Consider the following 10,643-nt stretch of genomic DNA (forward strand, 5'->3'; position numbering starts at 1 on the left):
CCGATGCAAATTTTCACCTCTGACGGGAAATTGATTGGCGAGGTAGGCGAAGAACGCCGTATTCCAGTAAAATTAGCAGAGATTCCACAGCCGTTAATTGATGCAATTTTAGCCACAGAAGATAGCCGTTTTTATGAGCATAAAGGGCTCGATCCCAAAGGGATTATGCGTGCACTTTATCGCTCCAGCCAAGGCGATACACAAGGTGCAAGCACGATTACTCAGCAGCTTGCACGTAACTTTTTCTTAACGCCTGAGCGTAATATTGAGCGAAAAATCAAAGAAGCAATTCTTGCTCTTGAGATTGAAAAAGTACTGACTAAAGATGAGATTTTAGAGCTTTATTTGAACAAAATTTATCTTGGATATCGCTCTTATGGCGTTGCAGCAGCTGCAAAAACCTATTTTGGTAAAACGCTGGATCAGCTCACTTTAGGAGAAGTAGCGATCATTGCAGGCTTACCAAAAGCACCTTCAACAATGAACCCTATTTATTCAGTTAAACGGGCGACAGACCGTCGTAATGTTGTGCTTGGGCGTATGCTTGAAGTAGGAAAAATTACCAAATCACAGTATGAAACCGCAAAGAAAGAGGAAGTGAAATCAGCATACTATGGAGCAACATTGGAGTTTAGAGCTGATTATGTCACTGAGATGGTTCGCCAAGAAATGGTTAAACGTTATGGTGAAGACATTGCTTACAATAAAGGCTTGAAAGTCTATGCTACCGTAGTGTCTGATGACCAAAAAGCCGCACAAGATGCTGTGCGGAATAACTTGATCCAATACGACCGTCGCCACGGCTGGCGTGGTGCTGCAAAACTTTGGACAGGAAAGACCGCTTGGGATGATGAGGCAATTATTGATTATTTAAGCAAGTTGCCAAATTCGGAACCTTTCACCGGCGTGGTAGTAACAGCTGTAAATAAAAATAGCTATACGCTGATGTTACCAAGCGGTGATAAAACAGAGATGAAGAAATCAAATGCGACGTTTGGTAAGCAGATTAAGTTGAATGCTGGCGATCTCATTTGGATAAGGCAAGGTAAAAATGGCGAGTGGATGTTGGGACAAATTCCTGAGGTCAATTCGGCTTTAGTGTCGCTCAATAGTGATAACGGTGCAATTGAAGCGATTGTTGGCGGTTTTAGCTTTGAACAAAGCCGTTTTAACCGTGCAACACAATCGCTTGTGCAAGTAGGCTCTTCAATTAAGCCATTTATTTATGCAGCAGCAATGAATAAAGGCTTGAGTTTATCGAGTACGATTAGCGATGATCCAATTACAATTACTAAACGTGGGCAAAAACCGTGGACACCAAAAAATGCAGATGGACGTTACGAAGGACAGCTTCGTATGCGCGTGGCATTAGGTAAATCAAAAAATATGGTGTCTATCCGTATTCTGCAAATGGCGGGGATTGATTATGTAGCAGGCTATTTGGAGCGTTTTGGCTTTAATCAAGACCAATTTGTCGCTACAGAGGCATTGGCGCTGGGGGCTGCTTCATTTACACCACTTGAAATGGCTCGTGCTTATGCAGTGTTTGATAATGGAGGTTTCTTAATCGAACCTTATATCATTGATCGCATTTTAGATAGCCAAGGAAATGAATTGTTTAAAGCTAATCCACCAATTGCTTGTATGGAATGTAATAATCTTCAACTGGCATATGAAGAACCAGAACAGTTCGATAGTATGAAAATTCATGATGAAGAGCAATTTTTACGCTCATTGAAAGAGAATGAGACCGTGAATATCACAGATACCGCAAGTAATGCAACAGACTTAGGAAGTGCAGATGGCGAAGAGCCTGTGCTTGATACGGTTATGCGAGAAAATGCCCCTGATTTAATGAGCAATGTGCAGAATCAAACGGGTGAAACCGTTTATGCACCACGCGTGATGAAGCCTGAGATTGCGTTTTTAATGCGTAGTGCATTAAATAGTGCAATTTATGGAGAACAAGGGCAAGGATGGCGAGGTACAAGCCACTCGCTTGCCAATGATTTCAAACGTAAAGATATTGGTGGTAAAACAGGGACGACCAATCAATCTAAAGTGACTTGGTATGCTGGGTTTGGTTCAAATATTGTTACTACGGTTTATGTGGGCTTTGATGACAACAACCGTGTATTAGGACGTGGTGAATCAGGTGCTCGAACTGCAATGCCTGCATGGCGTGATTATATGAAAGTCGCCCTTGCAGATAAAAAAGATCGTACACTTCCAATACCAGCAAATATTGTGGAGGCCAAAATTGATGCGAGTAATGGCTTCTTAGGTAGTCAATTAACCGAGTACTTTATTAAGGGAACCGAACCAACCAAAAAATTTGTGGTTGAACAAGCAATACCAATGGATGAGTTGGGCAATCCTGCGGGAGGATCCAGTTTAGGTTTACCTGCAAAAGGGATTTTATCTTCTCCATCTGGCGGGGAATTATTCTAGTTTATAAATAAATTCAATGATTAGCCCTCTAAAGGTTGAAATTAGGGATGATTTCTTGAGATAATCGCACCTAATTATTTTTAGGCGATTTGTGGTACTTTCTTAAAATTGAATAAAAGATTTTGTCATCTTTTTCTAAAAACAGACCGCTTGTTTTTTTGCAAGCGGTCATTTTTTCAACCCAAATCATAATGTTAAACTAATTTTTACATGAGAATAAAATGGCAGAAAAACGTAATATTTTCTTAATTGGTCCTATGGGGGCTGGTAAAAGCACTATCGGTCGCCAACTTGCACAACAGCTCGGAATGGAATTTATGGATTCGGATACCGTGATTGAAGAGCGAGCTGGGGCAGATATTGATTGGATTTTTGATGTCGAAGGCGAGGCAGGTTTCCGTAAACGTGAAGAGCGTATTATCAACGAATTAACCCAAGGGCAAGGTGTGGTACTTTCTACAGGCGGCGGCTCAATTCTCTCTAAAGAGAACCGTAATGTACTGTCTGCTCGAGGAATTGTGATTTATCTAGAAACAACCATAGATAAGCAATTTGAACGCACTCAGCGTGATAAAAAACGTCCTCTTTTACAAAATGATAACCCACGTAAAACACTTGAGGAGTTAGCTAAAATTCGTAATCCACTTTATGAAGAAATTGCAGATATTACTCTTCAAACAGATGATCAAGCAGCAAAATTAGTTGCGACAAATATCATAGAAATGATTGACAATCTGCAATAAAACAACAATAAAAATAAGGTAAACACAATGTTACAAGTTAATGTAGAACTCAAAGAACGCCGTTATCCAATTCGGATTGCAGCAGGTTTATTAAGCGACCCGAATAGCTATGCCCCATTAAAAGAAGGCGATAAAGTAATGATTGTTTCAAACCCAACCATTGCTCCACATTATCTTGCAACAGTGGAAAAAGCCTTAATGGAGCTCGGCTGTAGCGTGGATTCTGTCTTGATTCCTGATGGCGAAAAATACAAAAATTTAGAATCACTTAACTTAATTTTTACCGCTTTACTTGAAAAAAATCACAATCGTGATACCACCCTTATCGCTTTAGGAGGCGGTGTGATTGGCGATATTGCAGGCTATGCAGCAGCTTCTTATCAACGCGGTATTCGCTTTATCCAAATCCCAACAACCTTATTAGCTCAGGTTGATTCTTCTGTGGGTGGAAAAACAGCGGTAAACCATCCACTTGGCAAAAATATGATTGGTGCATTTTATCAGCCAGCATCTGTCATTATTGATACCAATACTTTGCATACACTTGCTAAACGTGAAGTGAGTGCCGGCTTGGCAGAAGTGATTAAGTATGGGGCAATTTTCGATGAGCAATTCTTTGCATGGTTAGAAGAAAATATTGATAAACTTGTTGCATTAGATCAACAAGCACTTGAATATTGCATTCAACGTTGCTGCCAGCTGAAAGCGGATGTTGTCGCTCGTGATGAAACTGAAAAAGGCGATCGTGCCTTGCTTAATTTAGGGCACACATTTGGACATGCTATTGAAGCTCATATGGGCTACGGCAACTGGTTACACGGCGAAGGTGTGGCGGTAGGAATGCTAGAAGCAGCTGAACTTTCTCGTATGTTGGGTAATATTTCCAAACCCGATGTCGCTCGCCTTGAAAAACTGATTGCTCGTGCGGTATTGCCGACGACGTCGCCAGATGGAATGCAGCCGCAAGAATACCTACCTTATATGTGGCGAGACAAAAAAGTGCTAGCAGGTAAACTTCGTTTAATCTTATTAAAATCACTTGGTCAAGCCTATGTTACAGCTGAAGCGACAGAAAACCAAGTGCTTGCGGCGATTGAAGAATTCACCCAAAAATAGACCGCTTACTGAATAAATCCTATGCTGGAAAAACAACGAGCCTTTTTAAAATGGGCAGGCGGAAAATATCGCCTTGCTCAAGCCATTTCAGACTACTTGCCCCCAAGCATTCCGCAGGGGGCTTGTTTTGTTGAACCCTTTGTTGGTGCAGGCTCCGTGTTTTTAAATATGGATTTTGAAGGCTATCTATTGGCGGATATCAATCCTGATCTCATCAATCTATTTAATACTGTAAAAAATGATGTTGAACGTTATATTCAGCACGCTAAAGTACTTTTTTCGCACGAAAAAGCGAATAGCAAATCATTCTATTTAGATCACCGAGCTGAATTTAATGCCTCAGAAGATGAGTTCCAACGCTCCGTGCTTTTCCTCTATCTAAACCGTTTTGGTTTTAATGGCTTATGCCGTTACAACCAAAAACGGGGTTATAATGTCCCATTTGGTCGTTATAAAACTCACTATTTCCCTGAAAAAGAGCTTCGCTTTTTTGCAGAAAAAGCCCAAAAAGCTGAATTTATCTGTGCCGATTTTGAACAGGTTTTCGATCTATTGAAGCAGCAACCCGATCAATATGTAGTCTATTGTGACCCACCTTATGCTCCGTTGCAACAAGATACTAATTTCACCCAATACGCAGGTGGGGGCTTTAGCCTTGAACAGCAAAAACGATTGGCAGATTTAGCCAGAGAAGCAGATTTTCCCGTACTCATTTCAAACCATGATACGGAATTTACGCGTAAAATTTACCAAGGTGCAAAATTCAAAACTTTGCAGGTTAATCGTTCTATAGGGCAAAAAAGTGAATCTCGGGGAAAAGTAGCGGAATTATTAGCTTTATTTGAATAACGGCTTAATATTCAATTAAGCCGTTTTTTATGAAGTTTATCCCAATAATGACCGAATTTTCTGTTCAATCCCTTCTGCATTCAACCCAATTTCTGCATAAGCTTCTGGTTGTGTTGCTTGTGGGATGAAATGGTCTGGAATACCAAGCATTGCAAGCGGTTTAATTTTGTTGAACGATTGCAAATATTCATTTACCGCACTGCCTGCACCACCTTGAATAGCGTTTTCTTCAATGGTTACTAATAAATCGTGTGAATCTGCAAGTTGTGTAATTAGATCGCCATCAATTGGTTTTACAAAACGCATATCAGCAAGGGTGTAGTCGTTATGCTCTGCAACGATTTGGGCTTCGTGCAACATTGTACCAAAGTTTAAAATCGCAACTTTTTTACCTTCTCGAATCAGACGACCTTTACCTACCTCCAACGCTTGCATTGGCTGTAATGCTACACCTTGAGCATTGCCACGTGGGTAACGCACGGCTGTTGGCGTATTCATTGAATAAGCCGTGAATAACATCTGGCGCATTTCATTTTCGTCTGATGGCGTCATAATCGTCATATTTGGAATACAACGCATAAAGCTTAAATCGAACGCCCCTTGGTGGGTTTGTCCATCTGCCCCCACGATGCCCGCACGGTCAATCGCAAAAATGACAGGGAGATTTTGAATTGCCACATCGTGAATTAACTGATCGTAAGCACGTTGCAAGAAGCTAGAATAAATTGCCACCACAGGTTTAAAGCCTGCAATCGCAAGTCCTGTTGCAAAAGTAACCGCGTGTTGTTCTGCAATGGCTACATCGAAATATTGCTCTGGGAAGCGTTTAGAAAATTCCACCATTCCCGAACCTTCACGCATAGCAGGGGTAATGCCGATAAGTTTCGGATCTTGCGTTGCCATTTCGCACAACCAGTTGCCAAAAATATCTGAATAGGTTGGAATAGTTTTGGTTTTTGGTAATTTTCCGCTTTCAGGATCGAATTTTGGCACGCCGTGGAAACCGATAGGATCGTTTTCTGCAGGCTGATAACCTTTGCCTTTTTTAGTGCGAATGTGCAAGAATTGCGGGCCTTTTAGGTCACGCATATTTTCAAGCGTTTTCACTAAATCATCGATGTTATGCCCGTCAATCGGACCAATATAGTTGAAGCCAAGCTCTTCAAAAAGCGTACTTTCAGGCGAGAAAATCACGCCTTTCATATGCTCTTCGCTTTTCTTCATAAAGTTTTTAATGGTCGGCACTTTATCCAGAATTTTCTTACTGCCATCACGCATTGTGGTATAAAGTGAGCCTGAGAAAATGCGTGCGAGGTGATTGTTTAATGCCCCCACGTTTTCGGAAATCGACATCTCGTTATCGTTTAAGATAACTAACATATCGGTGTGTAGCGCTCCCGCGTGGTTTAAGGCTTCAAATGCCATTCCTGCGGTAATTGCCCCATCTCCAATCACACAAACAGTTTTACGCCCTGCGTTCTCTTTTTCTGCTGCTACCGCAATACCTAAGCCCGCACTGATCGAAGTAGAAGAGTGCCCTACGCTTAATACATCGTAAATACTCTCTTCACGCCAAGGGAAAGGATGGATACCATCTTTTTGGCGGATGGTTTTGATTTGGTCACGACGACCTGTAAGGATTTTATGCGGATAAGCTTGATGGCCTACGTCCCAAATGAGCTGATCAAACGGCGTTTGATAAACATAATGCAAGGCAACAGTAAGTTCAACCACGCCCAACCCTGACGCTAAATGACCGCTTGACTGGCTTACACATTCAAGCAAATAAGCACGCAATTCATCTGCAAGCGGTTGTAATTGATCTTTATTTAGCAAACGCAAATCTTCAGGCGAATTGATTTGGCTTAGCAAAGGGTATGATTTTTGCATAAAAGATAATCCATTTGGGCGTAATGTAAAGATGAAACGGCTTTCGACCGCTTATCTGGCTTATTTAAGATCTTCTGTTAATACAGGTTGAATGGTGCTTAAAATCTCTTTCACAACACGAGCTTGACCAACAACAAGGTTGCCTGATTTTAAGTAATCTGTGCCACCTACAAAGTTGGTTACGATTGCACCCGCTTCACGAGCGATCAGCTCACCAGCAGCACAATCCCAAGGTTTTAAGCCGATTTCAAAGAAACCATCGACACGGTTTGCTGCAACATAAGCTAAATCTAACGCTGCTGAACCTGTACGGCGGAAATCTGCTACGCCATTGTTCATTAAGCCTTCAAGCATATTTAAATGTGCAGGACGATGTTTGGGATTTTTGAATGGGAAACCAGTTGCAAGCACGGTGCCGTTTAAATCACGACGGCTTGTATCAACACGTAAACGGAATTCATTTAATTTTGCCCCTTCACCGCGTACGCCAGTGAAAAGTTCATTACGGATAGGATCGTAAACTACGCCAACCGTTGTGCGACCATTCTCGCGAACAGCAATAGAAACACAGAAATGCGGTAAACGTTTTACGAAGTTAGTTGTGCCATCTAATGGATCAATAACCCATTGCACGCTGTTATCTTTACCTTCAACAATGCCTGACTCTTCCGCAACGATAGCGTGATCAGGATAAGATTTTTTGATAACTTCGATAATTGCTGCTTCTGCGGCTTTATCGATTTCAGTTACATAGTCATTTGAGCCTTTACGAGCCACTTCAGTATCTTGAGGTGCTTGCTCATAACCTTTTGCAATAATATTGCCTGCTTTTCGTGCTGCACGAATAGCAATGTTTAACATTGGATTCATATTTCCACCAGATTTTAAAGAACGAAGAAAGATGGCGAATTATAGTATAAAAAAAGCGGGAGAGGAATGAAAAGCGGTGGTTTTTAACGGAAAATTTACAAAAATGGCGGACTAAAGCCCGCCTTACTAAAATTATGCAATTAAACCTGCTTGTTTTAAAGCTGCTAACACTTTTGGTTGAGCTTCTTCAGAGAGAGTCGTTAATGGCAAACGTAAGTTTGGTTCACTCACTAAGCCTAATTTATAAGCCGCCCATTTCACAGGAATTGGGTTTGCTTCCACAAATAAATCGTGGTGTAGTATATTTAAGCGTTGGTTAATCGCCTCTGCTTCTTCAAATTTGCCAGCTAAAGCTAACTCACACATTTTCGCCATATCTACTGCGGCTACGTTATTAGTTACAGAAATGACGCCTTGTCCACCTAGTTTCATTGACTCCAAACCTGTTGCATCATCACCGCTTAAGAAAATGAAATCCTTACCAGCTAATTCTTTAATGAGCGGTAATCGACTTAAGTCGCCTGTAGCTTCTTTTACACCAACAATATTTTCAATTTTTGACAAGCGACCAATAGTTTCAGGTTTTAAGTCGCTGCCTGTACGACCTGGTACATTATATAAAATTTGCGGTAAATCAGTTGATTCAGCAATCGCTTTATAATGTTGATACATCCCTTCTTGGGTTGGTTTGTTGTAATAAGGTACAACGCTCAAACAGCCTGCAACGCCACTGTTTGCAAGTAATTTAGTCATTGTGACCGCTTCACTTGTGGCATTTGATCCTGTGCCTGCAATAATAGGAATACGACCATCAGCAAATTCAACGGTTTTCTTAATCACTTTCACATTTTCATCGATGCTCAGCGTGGTAGATTCACCAGTTGTTCCGACAGAAACAATTGCGTGTGTTCCAGCCTGAACGTGGTGTTCCACCAAATTTTTTAATTCTTCATAGTTCACTTCACCGTGTGTCATCGGGGTAATCAGTGCTACAATACTACCGTGAAATAAAGGCATTGCCATAATTCGACTCCTGTTTTTATTATGATTGGCTTTCGTTCATAGATTGCAAAAATACTTCAAAATATGCAAGTGTTTTTTTGCAAGAGTTGTGTTTTTCATTAAATTTTAATCGTAGAGACTTGGATCATTCTCATTCGGTCTTGTTTTAAACCGACGGTGTAACCACATATATTGCTCAATTGCTTTCAAAATTTCTATTTCGACTACTTTATTCATTTTAGTAGCGGTTTGAATATCATCTTCGCAATCCGAAAAATCTACGGTAGGAGTTATGCTTAATGTATATCCCGAAAAATCTGAATGGCGTATTGGACTAAATGGAACCACAATAGATAAGGGAGCTGATTTCAATAACATTCTACTTCCTGCAGTTGTACAAGTTTCTTTTACGGCGAAAAAAGGAACAAAAACACTATTTCTTCGTCCATAATCATGATCTGGAGCATACCAAATCATTTCTCCTGTTTTAAGAGCTTTAATCATTCCTCGTAAATCGCTACGGTTGAGCATAGCTTTATTTGAGCGGATTCGTCCTCTAAATTGAATCCAATCAAATAATGGGTTATCGTTTGGACGATAAACACCAATACCTTGATGATGCAAACCTATAATCCTTGCACCTAATTCTAAAGTAAGAAAATGTACCCCAACTAAAATAATTCCAGTATTTTTTGGCACATTTTTAAGATACTCAATGCCTTCAACTTTAGACCATTTTAGTATCCGCTTATCTGACCAGAACCATGCCATTCCCGTTTCAATGATCGCCATACCAATCGATTCAATGTTTTTCGCTAATATTTGTTCTATTTGAGCCTGAGTATAATCAGGAAAACATAGCTCAAGATTACGTTTAGCAATACGGATACGACGTTTCCCAAAACCAAGTTTAGCAAATAATTTGCCTAATCCTTTGCCTAAACGTACAAGTACTGGATAAGGTAGAGCTAGAATAAGTCTAAAAATACCAAGTCCAAGCCATAATCCCCAATATTTTGGATGTAAAAAAGACCATTGAAATGGTGGAAGTTGTTTTTGAACCATTGATAAAATTCTCTGTAATAAAGATGGTGTAAATTATAGCCAAAAAATACTGTAAAATGTTAAGTTGATCACAAATTTGAAATTTAATAAAAAATTATTCTTGAAAGGTTGGAACAAAAGACATATTTTAAAACTATCAAGAACAACTAAACTAACGAAGAGGAAAACGTTATGTCACTCAATATCTCTAGCAAACAAATGGATATTACCCCTGCAATCCGTACTCATATTGAGGAGCGTTTAGCGAAATTCGATAAATTTCAACTCCAATTGATTAACCCACATTTCATTATTATTAAACAGCCTAATAGCTATGAAGTGGATGCAACCATTGGTTCGCCTCTAGGTGATTTAGTTGCTAAAGCAGAAAATGAAGATCTGTATAATGCAATCAATGATCTTGCGAAAAAATTAGAAGCTCAGCTCATTAAATTGAAAGAGAAAAAAGAGCACTAATCTTTAATTGATAAAATAAAATACAAAAGCCAAGTGGCGAAACAAAATGCCATTTGGCTTTTTTATATCTTTACTCTGGTAAAAATAACGGACCTAACGCCGTTTTAGGGATACCAAAATACTCAGGATAATTCACATCGACCAAATACAGTCCTTCCGCTTTTGCCGTTGGTGCAGCAAGCTTGCGATCTTTTTGTTCAA

General features: G+C 40.1%; 9 protein-coding genes and 1 pseudogene. 5 read left to right on the forward strand and 5 right to left on the reverse strand.

The window, feature by feature from the left end:
* The 4 genes from KH943_RS06870 to KH943_RS06885 all read left to right on the forward strand — a co-directional run.
* A partial coding sequence (locus KH943_RS06870) for a penicillin-binding protein 1A (protein WP_304109365.1) occupies positions 1–2,451 on the forward strand: 2,451 nt, incomplete at its 5' end.
* A gap of 221 nt (positions 2,452–2,672) precedes the next feature.
* Positions 2,673–3,194, forward strand: coding sequence for a shikimate kinase AroK (gene aroK / locus KH943_RS06875; protein ID WP_304109368.1), 522 nt, complete (start codon positions 2,673–2,675; stop codon positions 3,192–3,194).
* A gap of 27 nt (positions 3,195–3,221) precedes the next feature.
* On the forward strand, positions 3,222–4,310 hold the full coding sequence (gene aroB, locus KH943_RS06880; RefSeq protein ID WP_304109371.1) for a 3-dehydroquinate synthase: 1,089 nt from the start codon (positions 3,222–3,224) through the stop codon (positions 4,308–4,310).
* Positions 4,311–4,331: 21 nt separating this feature from the next.
* A complete protein-coding gene (locus KH943_RS06885) occupies positions 4,332–5,159 on the forward strand; it encodes a Dam family site-specific DNA-(adenine-N6)-methyltransferase (protein ID WP_304109374.1) in 828 nt (275 codons plus the stop codon).
* A gap of 36 nt (positions 5,160–5,195) precedes the next feature.
* Here KH943_RS06885 and dxs read toward each other — a convergent pair whose 3' ends face one another.
* The 4 genes from dxs to KH943_RS06905 all read right to left on the reverse strand — a co-directional run bounded on the left by dxs (position 5,196) and on the right by KH943_RS06905 (position 9,986).
* The gene (gene dxs / locus KH943_RS06890) at positions 5,196–7,049 is read right to left on the reverse strand and encodes a 1-deoxy-D-xylulose-5-phosphate synthase (protein WP_304109377.1); all 1,854 of its coding nucleotides are present in this window, start codon (positions 7,047–7,049) and stop codon (positions 5,196–5,198) included.
* 60 nt (positions 7,050–7,109) lie between these two features.
* Entirely contained in the window at positions 7,110–7,919 is an 810-nt protein-coding gene (suhB, locus tag KH943_RS06895; protein ID WP_039863033.1) for an inositol-1-monophosphatase, read from the reverse strand.
* Between the two features lie 132 nt (positions 7,920–8,051).
* Complete coding sequence (gene dapA, locus KH943_RS06900; RefSeq protein ID WP_304109380.1) at positions 8,052–8,942, reverse strand: 4-hydroxy-tetrahydrodipicolinate synthase; 891 nt, start codon at positions 8,940–8,942, stop codon at positions 8,052–8,054.
* Between the two features lie 105 nt (positions 8,943–9,047).
* Positions 9,048–9,986 (reverse strand): Kdo(2)-lipid IV(A) acyltransferase, encoded by a 939-nt coding sequence (locus KH943_RS06905; RefSeq protein WP_304109383.1) that lies wholly within the window; start codon positions 9,984–9,986, stop codon positions 9,048–9,050.
* Positions 9,987–10,157: 171 nt separating this feature from the next.
* Here KH943_RS06905 and hpf point away from each other — a divergent pair, with 171 nt between their 5' ends.
* Positions 10,158–10,442, forward strand: a complete 285-nt coding sequence (gene hpf / locus KH943_RS06910) for a ribosome hibernation-promoting factor, HPF/YfiA family (RefSeq protein ID WP_005708841.1) — start codon at positions 10,158–10,160, stop codon at positions 10,440–10,442.
* Between the two features lie 70 nt (positions 10,443–10,512).
* On the opposite strand, the pseudogene truA reads toward hpf, so the two are convergent.
* Positions 10,513–10,643 (reverse strand): annotated as a pseudogene (gene truA, locus KH943_RS06915) (tRNA pseudouridine(38-40) synthase TruA); the annotation flags it as partial.

Origin of the sequence: Haemophilus parahaemolyticus, assembly GCF_018373095.1 — a bacterium.
Classification (GTDB): domain Bacteria; phylum Pseudomonadota; class Gammaproteobacteria; order Enterobacterales; family Pasteurellaceae; genus Haemophilus_A; species Haemophilus_A parahaemolyticus_A.